This window comes from Amycolatopsis sp. WAC 01376 (assembly GCF_003947415.1).
Lineage (GTDB): Bacteria > Actinomycetota > Actinomycetes > Mycobacteriales > Pseudonocardiaceae > Amycolatopsis.
Genome location: NZ_QHKL01000007.1, coordinates 69,039 through 88,911 on the forward strand (window position 1 = coordinate 69,039; position 19,873 = coordinate 88,911).

Sequence of the window (19,873 nt, forward strand, 5' to 3'; positions counted from 1 at the left end):
GGGCGCTTTCGCCAGTTCGCATGCGGTGAAAGCGCCCTTCGCGGCTATGACCGCGGCGGCGCGGTGCTGGACCGGACGACGAGTTCCGTCGGCACGCTGATCGCGCCCGCCGCGGCGCCGTCGGAGATCTCGGCGAGCAACGCGGCGACGGCCCGGTTCCCGACCTCGTCGAACGACTGCCGGACGGTGGTGAGCGGCGGCCAGAAGTGGGCGGCCTCGTCCATGTCGTCGAAGCCGACCACACTCACGTCGCCAGGGACGGACCGGCCCTGTTCGTGCATCGCCCGCAGCAGGCCGAGCGCCATCTGGTCGTTCGCGACGAAGACGGCGGTGACCGCGGGATCGCCCGCCAGCCGGACGCCGTGTTCGTATCCGGACCGCGAAGACCAGTCGCCGGTGAGCGGTGGCGGCACTTCGCGGCCGTCCGCCTCGAGCGTCTCCTGCCACGACTTCCGGCGGCGTTCGGCCGCGTAGGACTCGGGCGGGCCGGCGACGTGCCATACGGTCTCGTGCCCGAGATCGAGCAGATGCCGGGTCGCGGCGATGGCGCCGGACGCCTGATCGAAGTCGACGACCGGGTGGTCACGCCTGCCGCCCGCGTCGATGACGACGACCGGAAGTCCGTGGGGCAGCTCGATTTCGCTCTGGTCCAGCTCGTGCTGCTCGATGAGGATGATGACGCCGTCGACAGCCTGTTCGTCCAGTCTGCTGAAGGCGCCCGACACCTCGCCTTGGGACGGTCTGGTCACCGGCATGAGGATGATCGAGAATCCTTCGCCGGCGGCCGCGGACGCGACCGCGTCGAGGGTGCGGCTGTTGCCGAAGGTCGCGAGTGCCGAGATGATCACGCCGATACTGCGGAACCGGCCGTTGCGCAGCGCGCGGGCCGCGCTGTTGGGCCGATAGCCCACTCGGCGCATCGCCGCGAGCACACGTTCTCGGGTCGCCTCGTCGACGTTCGTCCTGCCGTTCGCGACCCTGGAGACGGTCTGGCCGGACACACCGGCTTCCCTGGCGACGTCGGCCATCGACGGTCCGCGGCCGTTCCTGGACATGTTCACGTCAACACGATAGCCTCCGCCGGTCTGATGTTGACGTAAACATCTCGCGAGCCGCGCTTTCGCTCGGAGAATCCGGAGGGACGATGACGTCCACAGCGGTCGCGCCCGCACCGGCGCCGCCCCGCCGTGCGGGCACCGCGCGACGAGTCCGTCGCAACTGGCGTGGCTGGCTTTTCGTCGCCCCGTTCATGCTGGTGTTCGCGCTGACCTTCCTGGCGCCGATCGTGTACGCGTTCGTCCTGAGTCTCTTCCGCGACCAGGCGTTCTTCGGCGGGACGACCTTCGTCGGGGTGGACAACTACGCGCAGGTGCTCGCCGACCCGAAGTTCTGGGACTCCTTCCAGCGGGTGCTCGTGTTCCTCGCCGTGCAGGTGCCGATCATGCTGGTGCTCGCGCTGATCGCGGCACTGGCCATCGACAGTGCCCGCCTGCACGCGTCCGGCTTCTTCCGGGTCGTGATCTTCCTGCCCTACGCCGTGCCCGCCGTGGTCGCCGCGCTGATGTGGGGTTTCATCTACGGCGACCACTTCGGACTGGCGGCCGACCTGAACCACCTGCTCGGCCGCGACGTGGTGAAACCGTTGTCGGACAACTGGATGCTCGCCTCCATCGGCAACGTCGTCACGTGGGAGTTCGTCGGCTACAACATGCTGATCTTCTACTCCGCGCTGAAGGTGATCCCGAAGGAACAGTTCGAGGCCGCGGCGATCGACGGCGCGGGCGCGTTCCGCACCATCCTGAGCGTGAAGCTGCCCGCGCTGCGCGGGGCGATCGTCATCGCCACGATCTTCTCGATCATCGGCAGCTTCCAGCTCTTCAACGAGCCGAACATCATGCGCACCCTGGCGCCCAACGTGATCGGCACCTTCTATACACCGAACATGTACGCCTACAACCTTTCCTTCGGCGCGCAGCAGTACAACTACTCCGCCACCGTCGCGATCGTGATGGGCGTGATCACCGCGATCATCGCCTACGTCGTGCAGCTGCGCGGTTCCCGGAAGGGGATGTGATGGCCACGTTCTCGGTGACGCGGCCCCGGAAGTCACGCGTCCTCACCGCCGTCATGGCGTTGTACCTGATCTACACGCTCGTGCCGCTGGTGTGGCTGGTGATCAACGCGACCAAGACGCAGTCCGCCCTGTTCACCACCTCGGGACTGTCGTTCGGCGGACCGTTCGCGTTGTTCGAGAACATCGGCGAGACCTTCACCTACGACAACGGGATCTTCCTGCGCTGGCTGGGGAACACGCTGCTCTACGTCGTGGTCGGCGCCGGGGGAGCGACCATCCTCGCCACCGCCGCGGGATACGGGCTGGCCAAGTACCGCTTTCCCGGCCGCCGCGCGGTGTTCGCGGTCGTGCTCGGCGCGGTCGCCGTCCCCGGTACGGCACTCGCGGTGCCGACCTTCCTGATGTTCAGCGAACTCGGTCTCACCAATACGCCGCTGGCGATCATCATCCCGTCGCTCATCAGCCCGTTCGGCCTGTACCTGATCTGGGTGTACGCCTCCGAAGCGATCCCGGACGAGCTGCTGGAGGCGGCGCGGATCGACGGCGCGGGGGAGATCCGGATCTTCCTCACCGTGACGCTGCGCCAGCTCGCGCCCGGGATCGTCACCGTGGCGCTGTTCACCGTGGTGTCCACCTGGAACAACTACTTCCTGCCGTTGATCATGCTCAGCGAACCGAAGTGGTATCCGCTCACCGTCGGGCTCAACCAGTGGAGCGCGCAGGCCTCCGGCGCCGGCGCCCAGCCGGTGTACCACCTGGTGCTGACCGGCTCGCTGCTCACCATCGTCCCGCTCGTCATCGCCTTCCTGCTCATGCAGCGCTACTGGCAGTCCGGCCTGAGCGCGGGCAGCGTCAAGCAATGAACACCGTCCCGAAAGGACACTCGATGTCGCGAATCCGTAGACGCGTCAAGGCCGCCGTCGCCGTCACCTTGGCCGCGGCGCTGGCCGTGGGTTGTTCGTCCGGCGCGGACGGCCCGGCCGCCGGGACACAGGACTCGGTCGACGCCGCGCTCAAAGCGGGCGGCACGATCACCTACTGGAGCTGGACGCCGTCGGCGAAGGACCAGGTCGCCGCGTTCGAGAAGGAGTTCCCGAACGTCAAGGTCGACTACGTCAACGCCGGTACCAACAAGGAGCAGTACACCAAGCTGCAGAACGCGATCAAGGCAGGATCCGGGGCACCGGACGTCGCCCAGATCGAGTACTACGCGCTGCCGCAGTTCGCGCTGACCGAGTCGCTGGCCAATCTCGATCAGTACGGCTTCGGCGCCTTCGAGAAGGACTACGCCCCCTCGACCTGGTCCAGTGTCCGGGTGAATAACGGCCTATACGGCCTGCCGCAGGACTCCGGCCCGATGGCGCTGTTCTACAACAAAGAAGTCTTCGACGCCCACGCTATCGCCGTGCCGAAGACCTGGGACGAGTACGTCGCCGCGGCCAAGAAGCTGCACGCGGCCGACCCCGGCAAGTACCTCACTTCCGACACCGGCGACCCTGGCTTCGCCACCAGCATGATCTGGCAGGCGGGCGGGAAGCCGTTCACCGCCGACGGCCGGAACGTCAAGGTCGACCTGGCGGACGCGGGCACCAAGAAGTGGACCGCCACCTGGAACCAGCTGGTCGAGGGCAAACTGCTCGCCCCGATCAAGGAGTGGTCCGACGACTGGTTCCGTGCGCTCGGCGACGGCACCATCGCCTCGCTGGTCACCGGCGCCTGGATGCCGGGCAACTTCAAGTCCTCGGTTCCCGGCGGCGCCGGCAAGTGGGCGGTGGCGCCGATGCCGACGTACGACGGTCAGCCGGTCACCGCGGAGAACGGCGGCAGCACGCAGTCGGTGCTGAAGCAGAGCGGCAACCTGGCGCTGGCCGCGGCGTTCGTCCGCTGGCTCAACCACGGCAACGGGGTCAAGCCGTTCATCGCCAGCGGCGGCTTCCCGGCGACCACGGCCGATCTGAACTCACCCGCCTTCCTCGACCAGGCCGATCCCTACTTCGGCGGGCAGAAGATCAACCAGGTGCTCAACGACGCGTCGAAGAGCGTCGCGAAGGGCTGGACGTATTTGCCGTACCAGACCTACGCCAACAGCGTCTTCAGTGACACCGTCGGCAAGGCCTACCTCAACGGCACCTCGCTCGACGCCGGACTGAACGCCTGGCAACAGGCGATCGTGGACTACGGCAACCAGCAGGGCTTCACCGTCAGCGCGGGGTGAGGCGTGGGCATCCAGATCGAAGCCGACGTTTCCGAGGTGATCGGTGCGGTGCCGCGACGGCTGTTCGGCTCGTTCGTCGAGCATATGGGCCGTTCCGTCCACACGGGAATCTTCGAGCCGGGACACTCCACTTCGGACGATCGCGGATTCCGAGGCGACGTCCTCGGCCTGGTCCGTGAACTCGGACCGTCGGTCGTTCGCTATCCCGGTGGGAACTTCGTTTCCGCGTACCGCTGGGAGGACGGCGTCGGGCCGGTGGAACGGCGTCCCGTCCGGCTGGATCCCGCGTGGCACAGTGTCGAGTCGAACCGCTTCGGCCTGCACGAATTCGCCGCGTGGGCCGAAGCCGCGGACGTCGAGGTGATGTACGCGGTCAACCTCGGCACCCGCGGTGTCCAGGAGGCCGCCGACGTCCTCGAGTACTGCAACCACCCCGGCGGCACGGAACTGAGCGAACGGCGGCGCGCGAACGGCGCCGACCGGGCGTTCGGGTTCCGGCTCTGGTGTCTCGGCAACGAGATGGACGGGCCGTGGCAGGTCGGGCACAAGACCGCCGAAGAGTACGGCCGCCTCGCCGCCGAGACGGCCCGGCTCATGCGGATGATCGACCCGGATGTCGAACTCGTCGTCGCGGGGAGTTCGAGCCGTGAGATGCCGACGTTCGGGCACTGGGAACGTACCGTCCTGGAGCACACCGCGGCGCTCGTCGACCACCTCTCCCTGCACGCCTACTACCAGGAGCACGACGGCGACGTCGCGAGCTACCTGGCCAGCGCCGCCGCTCTCGACGGCTTCGTCCGCACCACCGCCGGGATCATCGACGACGTCCTCGCGAAAGCCGGACTGGACAAGAAGATCGGCATCAGCGTCGACGAGTGGAACGTCTGGGACCAGCGCCACTGGAACGACGTCGAACAGCACGAACTGGCCGCCGGCGGCTGGCGGGAACACCCCCGGATCATCGAGCAGGACTACACCGTCACCGACGCGGTCGTCGTCGGCTCGCTGCTCGGGTCCCTGCTGCGCAACGTCGACCGCGTCACGATGGCCAACCAGGCGCAACTGGTGAACGTCATCGCGCCGATCCGCACCGAACCCGGCGGTCTGGCGTGGCGGCAGACGACCTTCCACCCGTTCAGCCTGATGTCGTCGCTCGCCAGGGGGAACAGCCTGCGGCTCACGGTGACGGGCGAGACCGTCCACACAGGACTACACGGCCGGGTGGACGTCGTCGACGCCGCGGCGACCTTCGATGAGAACGGTCGTTGTGCGGTGTTCCTCACCAACCGGTCGACCGAGTCCGCCACTGAAGTGCGGTTGCGTGTCCGCGGCGTCCGGCTGGCGCTCGACGGGAGCTGGATCGTCACCGTCCCGGACGGGCACCACCGGCACGTCACGAATTCCGTTCACACAGCACCAGTCCGGCCCGTCCCGTTGCCCGGGGTGACGGCCGAGCACGACCCGGAAGGAACCACCATCACCGCCACGCTTCCGCCCCTTTCCTGGACCGCGCTCCGGCTGGCCACGGTGGTGGTCCGCGATGTCTGAGTTCGGCATCGGGGAGACCGACTTCCTGCTCGACGGTAAGCCGTTCCAGATCATTTCCGGGGCACTGCACTACTTCCGCGTGCACCCGGACCTGTGGGCCGACCGCATCGACAAGGCCCGCCGGATGGGCCTCAACACCATCGAGACCTACGTCGCCTGGAACGCGCACTCGCCGGAACAGGGCGAGTTCGACGTCTCCGGCGGCCTCGACCTCGACCGGTTCCTCCGGCTGATCGCCGAGGCCGGGATGTACGCCATCGTCCGGCCGGGGCCGTACATCTGCGCGGAGTGGGACAACGGCGGCCTGCCGACCTGGCTGCTGCGCGACACCGAACTCCGGGTCCGTGAGTTCGAACCGCGCTATCTCGCCGCCGTCCGCGGCTATCTGGACGACGTGTTCCGCGTCGTCGCGCCGCATCAGATCGATCGCGGCGGGCCCGTCCTGCTCGTCCAGGTCGAGAACGAGTACGGCGCTTTCGGCGGCGACAAGCGTTATCTGGCCGCGCTGACCCACTACACCCGCGCCGCCGGCATCACCGTTCCCCTGACCACGGTGGACCAGCCCACCCACGAGATGCTGGCGAACGGCGGTCTCGACGGGGTGCTCCACCGGACGGCGTCGTTCGGTTCCCAGAGCACCGCGCGGCTGAAGACCCTGCGCGAGCACCAGCCGACCGGTCCCTTGATGTGCAGTGAGTTCTGGAACGGCTGGTTCGACCACTGGGGCGCGCACCACCACACCACGACGGTCGCCGAGTCCGCGGCGGATCTCGACGCGCTGCTCGCGGCGGGCGCCTCGGTCAACCTGTACATGTTCCACGGCGGCACCAACTTCGGGCTCACCAACGGTGCCAACGACAAGGGCGTCTACCAGCCGCTCGTCACCTCCTACGACTACGACGCGCCGCTCGACGAAGCGGGCGACCCGACACCGAAGTACCACGCGTTCCGCGAGGTGATCGCGCGCTACCACAAGGTTCCGGACGCCGTTCCGCCCGAGGCCCGGCCGGCGCCGACGCCGGTCGGGGCGCTGCGGGACCCCGCTTGGCTGCTCGATTCGCCGCGTCGCTGGGGAACCGCGCAGGTGCACGAGAGCCTGCCCACCTTCGACGAACTGACCCCGACCCCGCGTCTGGCGTTCCTCCGGACGACCATCGACTCCGAAGGGCCGAGTGTCCTGACCTTCGGCGAGGTGCGCGACGGGGCGACGGTGTTCTTCGACGGTGACCGTGTCGGCACCCTGCTTCGCGAGCACCGCGACCGCGCGATCCGCTTGCCCCGTGCACGCGGCGAACTCCTGGTGCTGGTGGAAGACCAGGGGAGGGTCAACTACGGGGAGCGGATCGGCGAGGCCAAGGGGATCGTCGGCGGTGCGCGCCTGCACGGTGAACCGCTGACCGGCTGGGAGGTCATCCCGATCGACGTCGCCGCGTTGCCGGATCTCCTTCCGGAGGACTCCGCGGACGAGAGCCCGGCGGGACCGTTGTCCGGTCCGGTGCTGGTCCGGGGCGGCTTCGAACTCGACGAACCCGCGGACCTCTTCCTCGACACGGCGCACTGGGGCAAGGGCCTGGTCTGGATCAACGGCTTCCTGCTCGGCCGGTACTGGCGCCGTGGTCCACAAAGGACGTTGTACGTGCCGCGGCCGGTGGTCCGGCCCGGGACCAACGATCTCGTGGTGCTGGAGCTGGACACGATGCTCGAAACCGAGGTGCGGTTCGTGCCCCGGCCGCTCCTGGGGCACACCGAAGCCTGATCGGCAAACGGATCCGAACGAAGGGCAGTTCACCGATGAGCCGCAGAACCACGTTCCGCCGTCTGTTCACCGTCCTCTGTGTACCGTTGACCGCGGCCGGGCTCACCGTCGCGACGGCCTCGGCGGCCGACGCGGTGACCGTCCGGCCCGATCCCACCTACCGCCATCAGGCCTTCGAGGGCTGGGGCGCCAGCCTCGCGTGGATGGCCGAGGCCACCGGGCGCTATCCGGATCCGATCCGCACGAAACTGGCCGACATGGTGTTCGGCGAGGACGGGCTGAACTTCACCATCGCCCGGTTCAACATCGGCGGCGGCAACGCGCCGGACGTCCCGCCGTATCTGCGTCCGGGCGGCGCCATCCCCGGCTGGTGGAAGGCGCCCGCGGGGACAACCCGCGCGGACAAGGACTGGTGGACCCCGGGCGATCCCGCGGAGTTCGATCCCGCCGCCGACCCGAGCCAACGCTGGTGGGTGGACCGGATCAAGAACCGGGTCACGCGCTGGGAGGCGTTCAGCAACTCGCCGCCGTACTTCCACACGGTGTCGGGGTACGTCTCCGGCGGGTTCAACGCCACCGACGAGCAGCTGCGGACCGAGAAGACGGGCGACTTCACCGCCTACTTGACGAAGGTCGCCAAGACCCTCGAACGCGCGCACGGCATCAAGTTCGCGTCGGTCAACCCGCTGAACGAGCCCAACACGAACTACTGGAAGACCACCTTGGGGCCGGACGGGAATCCGACCGGCGGCAGGCAGGAAGGCGCGCACATCGGGCCGTCGGTCCAGTCGCGGCTGATCCCCGAGATGGCGAAGGCGTTGGCCGCGACCGGTTCACGGGCGATCGTCTCCGCTCCCGACGAGACCAATCCGGACATCTTCGCCGCGGACTGGAACGGCTGGTCGCCCGAAGCACGCGCGGCCGCCGGACGGCTCAACGTGCACACCTACGGCACCGGGAACCGGCCGATCCCGCGGGATCTGGCCAAAGGCGCGGCGAAACCGCTGTGGATGAGCGAGGTCGGCGGGAGCTGGAAGGACGGGCAGGACTTCACGAGTATGGATCCGGGCCTCGGTCTCGCCCGGCAGATCACCGGCGACCTGCGTGAACTGGAGCCGAGCGCGTGGATCGGCTGGCAGCCGATCGAGGACTACAACGCGATGAAGCCGGGCGGCGAGCGGCCGGAGGGGATGAACTGGGGTGAAATCCAGATCCCGTTCGACTGTCCGGCGGACGCGACCTTGGCGAACTGTCCGATCAGGACGAACACGAAGTACCACACGATGCGGAACTTCACCCATTTCATCAAGCCGGGTGACCGCGTGATCGGGGTGAACGACCCGTCCAGCACCGTCGCCATGCGCGGCGAGAACCTGGCGACGGTGGTCCATGTCAACGCGGGGGACACCGAGCGGGACGTCACCCTGGACCTGTCCGGCTTCGCCCGGATCCAGCCCGGTGCGAAGGTGACCCCGGTGGTGACCGACGTCGGTGGCGCGCTCCGGAAGGGCGAAGCGGTGAAGGTGTCAGGCCAGAAGGCGACCTTGCGGGTGCCTGCCCGGTCGGTGACCAGTTTCGTCGTCGACGGTGTCGGTTCGGTCGCCTCCGGGACCGGCCTCGGCTCCGGCAAGGCGTTCTCGTTCACCGGCGTGCAGAGCGGGAAGTCGCTGAGCGCCGAGAACGGTTCGCTCGTGCAGCGCACGACGGACGTCTCCGCCGCAGCCCAGCGTTGGACACTGGCCGATCGCACCGGCCGGTACGGCAACCGGGATCAGTTCACGATCTCGAACGCCGGGACCGGCCAGGTGCTCAGTACGGCCGGTGGCGCGGTGACCCTGGTTCCGGCAGGCACGGACGGACCGGCTTCGCGCTGGACGTTGTCGAGCACCGGTGACGGGACCTGGGCGTTCGTCAACGTCGCGACGGGCAGCCTGCTCGACGTGACCGGCGAATCCCGTGAGGACGGTGCGCGGATCGGGACCTACCAGCCCACCAACGGCCCGAACCAGCGGTGGCAGGCTGTGGCGCGTTAGAAGCTCGTGAGTGGCGATTCGGATTACTGAGCGGTAAGGAAAATGTGGCGTAGCTCAGGCTCCGGTGAAGGTTCTTCGATGGTTTCAGGGTAGGCACGAGGTATTCGGGGCGTGGCTCTGGGAGCCGGTCGCGCTTTGAGTGTCCATAAGGGACACTGTCGAGTGGTGAATATCTGGTTCATGCCTGCATGCGCGGTTTTGCGCGGGGGTCGTGAGTGGTAATGAGCGTTAGAACGCTCATTACCACTCACGACCCCCCGCGCAAAGTGCCCATAACGGACACCGTTGTCTACCTGGCGTCCCTTGTGGACGGTCAAGAGCGCGCTAGGTCCTGGCGATCCCGCTCCGCCGCCGACTCGATCATGCCACCTTTGCCTTACCTCTCAATAGAACCCGAATCGCCAGTCGTGACCACCTGGACCGAACGGCTCCCGGCCGTCCCGAGTACTTGAAGGCCCCCTTCCTTGCGCCAGGCGCAAGGAAGGGGGCCTTCATGGAACTGGACGCACCGCGGCCGTGAGCCGGCGGTACCGCTACCTACAGCGCCGGATACGCGTTCTTCAGGAGTTCCTGGAACTGTGCCGAGTACCAGTGCCCGGAAAGCGGCGCGTCGGGCAGCGCGCCGGAAAGGTTGTTCTGGTTCCGCGGGTTACCGGTGTACGTCGGATCGCACATCCGGTCGAACCCCTTGCCCTCGGTGTTCGGGATCTCCTTGCTGGCACCGTCGGACTCGCCCGGCGGCTTGATCCAGACGTAGGCGTCGATCCCGGCTTCCGGCGCGGCCTTCGGGCGCTCGCCCAGCCCGGCGCCGGACTGGTTGCACCAGTTGCCAAGATGAATGCGGCGATCGGTCCGGCCACCGTTCACGTAGGCGTCGACCGTGGTGGACGGCCCGGCCCCGGTCGGCCGCGCGGTGCCGCCCCAGCCGTTGCGGGAAGTGTCGATGAGCATGCCGACGTCCGCCGAGAACCCGGCCCGGACCGCTTCCTGCCGGAACGCCTGGGCGTAGGAGAGTTCGTCGACGTAGCGGTTCCAGTCGATCCACTTCGACGTCCGCACCGAAGTGCCGCCGACACTGTCGTTCACGGTGAAGTACGGCTCTTTCAGCGCACCGTAGTTGGCGGTGTTGGCGATGAAACCGTGCACGTTGGCCGTCGTGCTCCCGGAGGTCCGTGCGGCCTCGGCCATGAGCGCGGCGGACGGGCCGAGGTTGTCGTCCCAGCCGAGCCAGCCGTGGTGCCCGGCGTCGATGTAGTTGTAGACGTTGGCGACCGGACCGAGTTTCGCCAGCGCGTAGCCGACGCCCTTGACGTAGTTCCCGTTGGCCTTCATGACGTCGCACTGGGGCGTGACCGTCGGGCGGGGCGTCACGTTGGTGACCAGGTTCGGCAGTGAGTCGATTTCGACCACGTTCACGATCCGCAACGTCGAGTATTTCGGATCGGCGACGATCGTGGCGATCGGGTCGATGTACTCGGTCTGGTACCGCGCGAGTTCGTCCGCCTTGAGTTCGCCGTTCGAAGCGAGCGCGGCGCAGTCACGGCCGGGCAGGTTGTAGATCACCAGCTGGACGACCAACGGTTTCCCGGCGGCCTGCCGGAGTGCTTCGTCGAGATGACCGCGCAGGCCTCGGCTCGCGCTCGTGCCCGCGATAGCGGCGATCCGGTCGAGCCAGACGCCGGTCGGCTGGTTCGCGATCCGGGCGCCGCCCGGTTCGGCAGCGGCCTTCGCCGACCAGTCCGGGTTCACGTACACCCCGGCACCGGCATAGGGGTTGTCCACCTTGGGGCCGCCGGGACCCGGCGTGGTGGTCGTGGTGGTGGGCGGGGTCGTGGTGGTGGGGACGGTGGAACCGGTGCAGGTGGTGCCGTTCAAGGTGAAGACCGCGGGTTTCCCGTTGGTGCCGGAGTGGCTTCCGTTGAACCCGGGGGAGACCGTGGCGCCGGTACCGATCGAACCGTTCCACCCCGCGTCCTTGACCGTCACGCGCGTACCTTGCTGGCCGAAGGTCCCGTTCCAGCCCTGCTGCACCCGCTGGTCGCCGGGGAAGTCCCAGCTCAGCGTCCAACCGCCGCTGATCGGGTCGCCGAGATTGGTCACGGTCACGGTCGCCCCGAAACCGGTGTCCCATTGGTTGGTGATCGTGTAGTCGACCTTGCAGCCCGGCGCCGCTTCGGCACTCGAGCCCAGCACCACCGGCACCGCCACCATCGCCAGTACCGCGCTGATGGCCAGTGGTGCCGAAACACCCTTTCTGCGGAATCTCATACGTCGCCTCCTTGCGACCGGAATCCGAACTATGGGAGCGCTCCCATCGAGGACCGTAAAGGGGCGGATCGGTCATGGCAAGGTCGAGGGGTCCGCGGTATGGGATCGCTCCCATAAAGCTACGAAAGAACTGGGCCACCCGGTGGAAGGCTCCGCCTGATGGCCGCGAAGCCTTCACCCGGACAGTGGGTCGGGCTTCGGGAGTTCGGGCCCGGCCGTATGGGATCGTGAGCCGATGAGGATCTTGCTCGTGGAAGACGAGCGGCGGCTGGCCGAATCGCTGCGCGCCGGGCTGAGCGCCGAAGGCTACGCCGTGGACGTCGCGCACAACGGCCGCGACGCGCTTTGGTACGCCGCCGAGCATCCCTACGCCGCGATGATCCTCGACATCATGCTGCCCGGCCTCAACGGCTACCGCGTCTGCCGGAGGCTCCGCGAACGCGGTGACAACACCCCGATCCTCATGCTGACCGCGAAGGACGGGGAGGACGACGAGATCGAGGCGCTGGACACCGGCGCCGACGACTTCCTCCCGAAGCCGTTCTCGTACGGCGTCCTGCTCTCCCGGTTGCGGGCGCTGATCCGGCGCGGGGGAGCGACCCGGCCGGGCACGCTGCGACTCGGCGACCTCGAACTCGACCAGGCCAGTCACAGCTGCCGTCGCGGCGCGGCCGAGATCCCGTTGACCACCAAGGAGTTCGCGCTGCTGGCGTATTTGATGAAACGGCAGGGCGAAGTGGTCACCAAGGCGGAACTGCTGGAGAACCTCTGGGATTTCGCGGCGTCGGCGACCGCGAACCTCGTGGAGGTCCACATGAGCGCGCTGCGGCGCAAGATCGATCTGCCGTTCGGGGTGGAGACGATCCGGACGGTGCGCGGCGCCGGCTACCACGTGGTGGGCTCCGGTGCGTAGGTTCTTGCGGACCACCCGGTTCCGGGTCGCGCTGACCGCTTTCCTGGCGTCGCTCATCGCGCTGTCGGTCGTTTCGGCGTGGCTCGTGTTCGATGCCCAGAACCGCCTCGGGCAAGGCGCCGCGCAGCTGGCCCGGGCGAGGGCGGCCGCGATCGTCCAGTTGTTGAACAACGGTGCGGCACCCGCCGATCTGCATTTGCTCGTGCGGGACTCGATCTACGAGGTGACCACCCAGAGCGGTGAGCGGGTCGCTTCTTGTCCCGGCCTGCGCTCCGGGGCGATCGCGTCGGGCGGAGGCTTCGAGCACGGCGACGACGTCCGTATCCTCGGTCCCGGCGATGTCGACCTCGGCGCGCAGGAATCCGTCGGTTGTGCGCCCGTACTCGGGCAAGACCCCGAGCAGAACGGGCTTCGGCTGCACGTCTCGGCGTTCGCGAGCGGGGACAGCAAGTACCGGGTCTACGGCGCCGCCGTGGTCGACGAATCCGGGCAGGCGGCGCTCGATTCGGTGCGTGTGACGCTGCTGGCCGGTGTTCCGGTGATCGCGCTGCTGATCGGGGCGATCGCGTGGCTGGCGGTCCGCCGCTCGCTGCGACCGGTCGAGGCGATCCGCTCGGAGGTCGCGGAGATCGGCGCGCACGATCTCTCCCGCCGGGTCCCGGCCCCGGACAGTGCCGACGAGATCGCGAAGCTCGCGGAAACGATGAACACGATGCTCGCCCGCCTGGACACCGCGGTCACCCGGCAGAGCCGGTTCACCTCGGACGCGTCGCACGAACTGCGCACACCGCTGGCGTCCCTGCGGACCCAGCTGGAAGTGCTGCTCGCGCATCCGGACCGGCTGGACTGGCGCGACGCCTGCCGGAACGCGCTCCTCGACGTCACCCGGCTGCAAGACCTCGTCGGCGATCTCGTGCTCCTCGGCAAGCTGGACAACGCGGCACCGGAACGGTTCACGCCGGTGCGACTGTCCGAAGTGGTCGAATCCTGTCTGTCGGGGCGGCAGGGTGTGCGCGCGGGGATCGAAGGGGATCCGACGGCCCTCGGTGACCGCGGCAGGCTGGAACGGTTGCTGCGCAACCTGGTGGACAACGCGCAACGCCACACCCGCACCGGCGTCGAAGTGACGGCGTCCACAGTGGACGGTTTCGGGGTGCTGACGGTCACCGACGACGGTCCCGGCATCCCGGCAGCCGACCGCGAGCGAGTGTTCGACCGCTTCGTGCGGTTGGACGACGGACGTGCGCGTGACGACGGTGGCGCCGGACTCGGGCTGGCGATCGTCGCCGAGATCGCCCGAGCGCACGGCGGCACCGTCGAGGTCGCCGACCATGACGGCGGAGCCCGCCTCGTCGTCCGCCTGCCGTTGGCGGAAGCGCGAAGCTGAAGACGTCTTCAGCTTCCTTAAGCTTCCGTTCAGCGTTCAAGCCCGAACCTTCGGGGCATGTTCGCTCCCTCGCGTCACTCCTGGTGGCGGCCGCTCGGCCACGCCGACTACCTGGCCTCGTCGTGGTTCCCCGGCCTCACCGGCGTGCGCGCGCTCGCCGCCGTGGCCGTCGTGTTCTTCCACTACGGCGGTCCCGTCGTCGACCGCCTGCAGGGCTGGATCGCCGTGCAGCTGTTCTTCGTGCTGTCCGGTTTCCTCATCACGACACTGGTATTGAGGGAGGAAGACCGTGACGGCCGGATCTCGCTGCGCGGGTTCTTCGTTCGCCGGGTCTTCCGGATCATGCCGGTGTACTTCCTGCTGCTGGCGATGACCACGCTCGCGGTGATCATCGGCGGCACGTATCAGAGCAGCAGGCTCGCCGACGCCATGCCGTACTACCTCCTCTTCGGCAACGAACTCGTCGACTACAACACGCCCTACCCGACGTCGTGGTCGCTGGGCGTGGAGGAGAAGTTCTACCTGGTGTGGCCCGCGCTGCTGGTGCTCACGTCGTTCGCGCGGAGCGGGAAGACGGCGCTGCGCCTGCTGCTGGGCGCGTCGGTCGTCCTCGGTGTGGTGCTGTTCGCGCTTCCGCTGGCGCCGTCACACACCTGGGCGAGCCTTTCGGTGCACTACTGCTCGCTGGTCATCGGCTGTCTGCTGGCGATGACGCTCCACCATCCGCGCGGGTTCGCCCTCTTCCGGCCGCTGACCAGGCCGGCCGTCGCCACGGCGATCGGGTGCGGGTTCGTCGTCCTGCAGTTCTCCGTCGGCCCGCTGGCGAAGGCACTCGGCGGGCACTGGCAGTTCGTGGTCCCGGTTTACGCGGCGGGCTCGGCCTTGCTGCTCGTGGCCGTCGTTTCGCCTGGTCCGGTCCGGAACCTGCTTTCGAGCAGGCCGATGACCTACGTCGGCGATCGTTCCTACGCGCTCTACCTCGCCCAGACGGGCGCGGCAGGGGTCACGGGCTGGCTGCTGCCCAGCGGGCTCGCCAAGGCCGCGGCGACCACCGGTGTCGCGTTGCTGTTCGCGTGCGCGCTGCGCCGCTGGGTCGAACAGCCCGCCATCGCCTACGGCCGGAAAGTGGCCGAACGCCGCGCGCCCGCCGTGCCTCGGGTGGAGGCCGCGGCGGGCGCGAAGTGAACAGGTCCGGCGTCAGTGATGCGCGGCCACCGCGGTGGTCCCGGCGCTCTTCTTGACGAACAGCGAACCGACGAACGCGGCCAGTCCGACACAACCGGCGACCATGAACGTGATGCGGATGCCCCCGGCGTCGGGGCTGGCCGCCCCGGCCGTGGTCGTGCTCGCCGTGGCCACCGCGATGAACATGGCGGTGCCGAGCGCGCCGGCGAGCTGCTGAAGGGTGGCGAGGATCGCGCTGCCGTGTGAATAGAGGTGCTCGGGCAGCGAACCGAGGGATTCGGTCATCAGCGGGGTCATCATGAGGCCGAGCCCGCCCATCAGGAGGACGTGGATGGCGATGACCGCGACCAGCGGCGATCCCGGGCCGAGCAGGGCGAACAGCCACAGCGAGACCGCCATCGCGGCGGCGCCGGGGATGACCAGGGGCCGGGGGCCGAAGCGGTCGTACAGCGCGCCGACCGGGCGGCCGAGCAGCCCGAGGGCCAGGCCGCCGGGAAGCACCGCGAGCCCGCTGACGAACGTGCTGGTGTGCAGGACGGTCTGCAGGTACAGCGGCAGCAGGATCGCCGCGGCGCCGAGCAGGCACATGAACAGCAGCGCCGTCAGTACCAGCGCGACGACGAAACTGCGGTGGGTGAACGGGCGCAGGTCCAGCAGCGCGCGATCTTCCTTCTGCAGGCGCAACTGGCGCCAGGTGAACACCACGAGTGCCACGGCGCCGACGGCGATCGGCACCCACGGCGGCACCGGCTGATGCCCGCCCGCGGACTCGCCGGACACCGACAGGCCGTACAGGACGCCACCGAAACCGATGGCGGACAGGATCACCGACAGCACGTCCAGCGGCACCTTGCGGGTGTCGCTCTCCAACCTCAGCTGCAGCATGCCGACCACCAGGGCGGCGATCGAGAGCGGCAGCACGATCCAGAACATCCAGCGCCAGCCGAGCGAGGAGAGCACGGCACCGCCGATGGTCGGGCCGATGGCCGGGGCGACCGCGATGACGATCGTGATCGTGCCCATCGTGGCGCCGCGTTTCTCCACCGGCACCAGGCGCATCACCGTGGTCATCAGCAGCGGCAGCATCACCGCGGTACCGCAGGCCTGGATGACGCGGCCGGTCAGCAGGAGCGCGAAGCCCGGGGCGAGCGCGCTGACCAGCGTGCCGGTGCTGAACAGGATCAGCGACGCGAGGAACACCTGGCGCGGGGTGAACCGTTCGAGCAGGAACCCGGTGGTCGGGATGACGACCGCCATGGTGAGCAGGAAGCCGCTCGTCAGCCACTGGACGGTGGTGGTCGGGACCTTGAGGTCGACGGTCAGGTCACGCAGCGCGACGCTCAGGATGGTCTCGTTGAGGATCATCACGAACGCGGAAAGGACCAGGACCCCGATCAGGAGCCCGGCTTTCGCCGGTGCCCTTTCCTGGTCGTGGGCGGTTTCGGGCAGGGTCTCGGTCATCAGTGAAGGGCTCCTGGAAGGGCGCAAGTCCGCGTTGGCCGCCTTCGGCGCCGGCAACGGTGACAGCGAAGGCGAGGCTTGTCTGCCGTCCAGTCTGCCTGGGCCGGTCGGTGCGTGTCACGTCGATTTCCGTAGTGAGTACGGTCACTGCGTCCGAAGACAGCACGAGAGCGGAAGGAATCGCCGTCCCACCAGGATAAAATCGGTCCGTGACCACAGCGATCACGGCGGATCGATGGCAGTCGGTGCGGCGCGCCTATCGGGTGACGGGGGCGCGTTTCGCGGAACTGGTGGCCCGCGTTCCGGATCCGGACGCGATGGTCACCGCGGACTGGACGGCGGCCGACACGGTGGCCCACGTCGCGATGATCGCGAAGATGTACACGTCACTGGCGCACTCGGACAGCACCCCGTTCCTGGACGCCCGCGCGCAGGACCAGCTCGAAAAGACCACTGTGGACACCGTTTCCGTGCTGAACACCTTGGTGTTACGGGATTTTCCCGAACGAGACATCGGCGTGCTGGTGACGGGACTGCTCGCTGATATCGATGAGGTACTGCGGGTGACCGAGGACGCCGATCCGGCGACCCCGCTGGACTGGCTCGGGGACTCGAAGGTGCCGCTGGCGGGAGTCCTCGCGCACCTGGTCAACGAACTGCAGATCCACGGCTGGGACATCGCCAAGGCGCTGAAGCTGCCGTGGACGATGCCACCGGGTGACGCGGCGCTGTTCTTCGACCTCTTCATGGTGGGCGTGCTGACCCACGACACCGGCCACCTTCTCGACACCGACGAACCGCCGCGGGACAGACGGATCGCCGTGGCGTTCCGGTCGGCGTACACGTCCCCGGTCGTGCTGGTGCTGCATCGGGGCCTGGTCACGGTGGAGCGGCCCGGCGGGCCGGTCGACGTGCGGATCTCGTTCGACCCGCCGACGCTGAACCTGATGCTGTTCCACCGGGTCGGCAAGGCGCGTGCCGCACTGACGCGGAAGATCGTCGTGAGTGGTCCGCGGCCGTGGCTGCTGCCCGCCTTCTTGCGGGTGGTCCGGCTGCCGTAGGGCACGTTCACCGGTCCGTGAAGGCCTCCTTGAGGGACCCAGCGTCCCTCAAGGAGGCCTTCACGGACCGACCACCGCACGAGACCTCGCCTAGAGCGTCAGCGACCAGGTGTCGAGCACCCCCGTGTCGCCGGGTCCGTAGTCGGTGACACGGAGCTGCCACTTCCCGCCCGCCGGGGACGACGCGCCGGGCACCGAGAACGTCCGGGCGCCGTTCCACGCGGTACACGCCGGGCCGCCGCTGTACTTGAGCGGATAGGCCTTGCCGTTCGGATCCAGGAGCGTCACCCCGAGGTCCTCGGCGCAGGTGTGCCGGATCGTCACCGAAATCCCGAGCGGCGCCGCGGCCTGCCCGGTGAGGGTCGAGGTGACCGGGCTGAACACCTGCCGGTAGTCCTGGATCGCGAAGTCGGTGCCGTTGCTCAGCGTCCGGCCACCGGTGCCGGGCTGCGTCTTGACCGACACGACCCCGCTCGCCGGCGACACGTTCCCCGCCGCGTCGCGGGCCTTCACGGTGAAACCGTACGAGGTGTCCGGGCTGAGGCCGGTCACGGTGACACTGGTTCCCGTCGCGGACGTCGCCAGTGCCGAACCGTTGTAGACGTCGTAACCGGCGACACCGACATTGTCCGTGGCGGCGTCCCAGGCGAGCGAGACACTGTCCGGCGTCGTGCCGGTGGATCGCGCGTTGCCGGGGGTGCTCGGTGCCGTGGTGTCGCCTCCGCCCGTCACCAGGGTGAGATTCCACTTGGTCAGCGCCTCGATCACCGGCTGGAAGATCGACATGTCCCCGTCGCTGGGGTTCTCCACACACTGCGAAGGGCCACCGTCGTGCAGGCCGACCGCCTTGGTGCCGAGCAGCCAGCCACCGCCCGAGTCGCCACCGAGCGAACAGGCCGTCGTCCAGGTCAGGTCCTCGATGATCAGCCCGCCGCCGTAGTCGACGGCCTTGTGCGTGTACTTCACTTCGCCGCATTTCCACTTCGAGGTGTTGCCGGAATGGCAGACCCGGTCGCCGACCATGGCCTCGGCCGAGCCGGTGACGGTGATGGCAGGCTCGCCCCAGGTGTTGACCGCGGCGGAGAGTTCCCAGCCGGACTGCGTCACCGCGACCACGCCCATGTCGCCTTCGCGGGCGTTGACACTGCGCGTGCCGCCGACGTTCGAAGTGCCGATCCGGTTCTGCTGACTCTGCGCGCCGTAGGCGGCCTGGTCGCGATCGTTCGTGCAGTGCCCGGCGGTGAGGAAGTGCTTGGCGCCGGAGGAATCCGTCGCGCCGAAGCCGACCGAACAGTAAGTCTCGCCACCCGGCCACCACGGGTTCCCGGTCTGGATCGTGCCGGCCTGCTGTCGCGGCGAAGACCCGGTTTCGGTGATCCGTACGCCGAGATCCCGTGCGTGGGAAAGGAAACTCTCGGTTTCGGCGGTCTTGCGGGAGCTGTCGACCGAGACGCCGACTTCGTTGTTCCGGACGTCGGCACCCCAGCCGAACACGCCGGGGACACCGTCGCCGACGAGCGCGCGGACGGCCTTGCCGGTCCGGTCCAGGTCGGCTTTCGTCCGGGAAACCAGCCGCGGTTCGGCACCGGCGGTCCGCGCCGCGTCGGCGTCCGCCGCGTTCGTCACGGCCAAGGTCAGCTTGCCCGTGACCGCGTCGAACCACTGTCCGGCGGACCGGGCACGCAGTCCGGCGGGGAGCGACGCGGCCAGCCGGTGGGCCTCGTCCTGCGCCGCGAGCTGGGCTTTCGCCTGGGACACGGTCAGGCCGAACGCGGCCGCCACGCCGTTCACCTCGGCGTCAGGGTGGACGGGAGCGGGTGGTGAAGCGGCCTGTGCCATCGGGGTGAATCCCGCCGCGGCCAGTGCCATGACACTGAGGCAGGAAAGCATTCTGCGGTGCCGTCGCATGCGCACTCCTCGAATCGAAAAGTAGGTGCGACGACGGTAATTCCTGCACCTCGCGGAATTGTAG

General features: G+C 68.4%; 14 protein-coding genes. 10 read left to right on the forward strand and 4 right to left on the reverse strand.

Annotated elements, in window-relative coordinates; translation table 11 throughout:
* Positions 1–44: 44 nt before the first annotated feature.
* On the reverse strand, positions 45–1,055 hold the full coding sequence (locus tag DMH03_RS30935) for a LacI family DNA-binding transcriptional regulator (RefSeq protein ID WP_125795960.1): 1,011 nt from the start codon (positions 1,053–1,055) through the stop codon (positions 45–47).
* An 89-nt stretch (positions 1,056–1,144) separates the two neighbouring features.
* On the opposite strand from DMH03_RS30935, the gene DMH03_RS30940 reads away from it, so the two are divergent.
* The 6 genes from DMH03_RS30940 to DMH03_RS30965 are packed head-to-tail and all read left to right on the forward strand — an operon-like array spanning position 1,145 to position 9,626.
* Complete coding sequence (locus DMH03_RS30940) at positions 1,145–2,074, forward strand: carbohydrate ABC transporter permease (protein WP_199749092.1); 930 nt, start codon at positions 1,145–1,147, stop codon at positions 2,072–2,074.
* On the forward strand, positions 2,074–2,937 hold the full coding sequence (locus DMH03_RS30945; protein WP_125782855.1) for a carbohydrate ABC transporter permease: 864 nt from the start codon (positions 2,074–2,076) through the stop codon (positions 2,935–2,937). The genes DMH03_RS30940 and DMH03_RS30945 overlap by 1 nt, the downstream gene beginning before the upstream one ends.
* A gap of 23 nt (positions 2,938–2,960) precedes the next feature.
* Positions 2,961–4,289, forward strand: coding sequence for a sugar ABC transporter substrate-binding protein (locus DMH03_RS30950; protein WP_125795541.1), 1,329 nt, complete (start codon positions 2,961–2,963; stop codon positions 4,287–4,289).
* A gap of 3 nt (positions 4,290–4,292) precedes the next feature.
* Positions 4,293–5,837: an alpha-N-arabinofuranosidase gene (locus tag DMH03_RS30955; RefSeq protein WP_125795542.1), complete on the forward strand. Its 1,545-nt coding sequence runs from the start codon at positions 4,293–4,295 to the stop codon at positions 5,835–5,837.
* Positions 5,830–7,593, forward strand: coding sequence for a beta-galactosidase family protein (locus tag DMH03_RS30960; protein ID WP_125795543.1), 1,764 nt, complete (start codon positions 5,830–5,832; stop codon positions 7,591–7,593). Before DMH03_RS30955 ends, DMH03_RS30960 begins: the two co-directional genes overlap by 8 nt.
* A gap of 35 nt (positions 7,594–7,628) precedes the next feature.
* The gene (locus DMH03_RS30965) at positions 7,629–9,626 is read left to right on the forward strand and encodes an RICIN domain-containing protein (RefSeq protein WP_125795544.1); all 1,998 of its coding nucleotides are present in this window, start codon (positions 7,629–7,631) and stop codon (positions 9,624–9,626) included.
* Between the two features lie 537 nt (positions 9,627–10,163).
* Here the strand turns inward: DMH03_RS30965 and DMH03_RS30970 are convergent.
* Complete coding sequence (locus DMH03_RS30970) at positions 10,164–11,894, reverse strand: glycoside hydrolase family 6 protein (protein WP_125795545.1); 1,731 nt, start codon at positions 11,892–11,894, stop codon at positions 10,164–10,166.
* A 235-nt stretch (positions 11,895–12,129) separates the two neighbouring features.
* Between DMH03_RS30970 and DMH03_RS30975 the strand changes: the two genes are divergently transcribed.
* Genes DMH03_RS30975 through DMH03_RS30985 form a run of 3 tightly spaced genes read left to right on the forward strand, consistent with a single transcriptional unit; the run spans position 12,130 to position 15,379 of the window.
* Complete coding sequence (locus tag DMH03_RS30975; protein WP_125795546.1) at positions 12,130–12,807, forward strand: response regulator transcription factor; 678 nt, start codon at positions 12,130–12,132, stop codon at positions 12,805–12,807.
* Positions 12,800–14,194, forward strand: a complete 1,395-nt coding sequence (locus DMH03_RS30980) for a cell wall metabolism sensor histidine kinase WalK (protein WP_125795547.1) — start codon at positions 12,800–12,802, stop codon at positions 14,192–14,194. Before DMH03_RS30975 ends, DMH03_RS30980 begins: the two co-directional genes overlap by 8 nt.
* A gap of 57 nt (positions 14,195–14,251) precedes the next feature.
* A complete protein-coding gene (locus DMH03_RS30985; protein WP_125795548.1) occupies positions 14,252–15,379 on the forward strand; it encodes an acyltransferase in 1,128 nt (375 codons plus the stop codon).
* Positions 15,380–15,391: 12 nt separating this feature from the next.
* On the opposite strand, the gene DMH03_RS30990 is transcribed toward DMH03_RS30985, so the two are convergent.
* Positions 15,392–16,840, reverse strand: a complete 1,449-nt coding sequence (locus DMH03_RS30990; protein WP_125795549.1) for a DHA2 family efflux MFS transporter permease subunit — start codon at positions 16,838–16,840, stop codon at positions 15,392–15,394.
* 209 nt (positions 16,841–17,049) lie between these two features.
* On the opposite strand from DMH03_RS30990, the gene DMH03_RS30995 reads away from it, so the two are divergent.
* Positions 17,050–17,901 (forward strand): maleylpyruvate isomerase N-terminal domain-containing protein, encoded by an 852-nt coding sequence (locus tag DMH03_RS30995; RefSeq protein WP_370310994.1) that lies wholly within the window; start codon positions 17,050–17,052, stop codon positions 17,899–17,901.
* A 90-nt stretch (positions 17,902–17,991) separates the two neighbouring features.
* On the opposite strand, the gene DMH03_RS31000 is transcribed toward DMH03_RS30995, so the two are convergent.
* Complete coding sequence (locus DMH03_RS31000) at positions 17,992–19,809, reverse strand: proprotein convertase P-domain-containing protein (RefSeq protein ID WP_233611733.1); 1,818 nt, start codon at positions 19,807–19,809, stop codon at positions 17,992–17,994.
* Positions 19,810–19,873 lie beyond the last annotated feature (64 nt).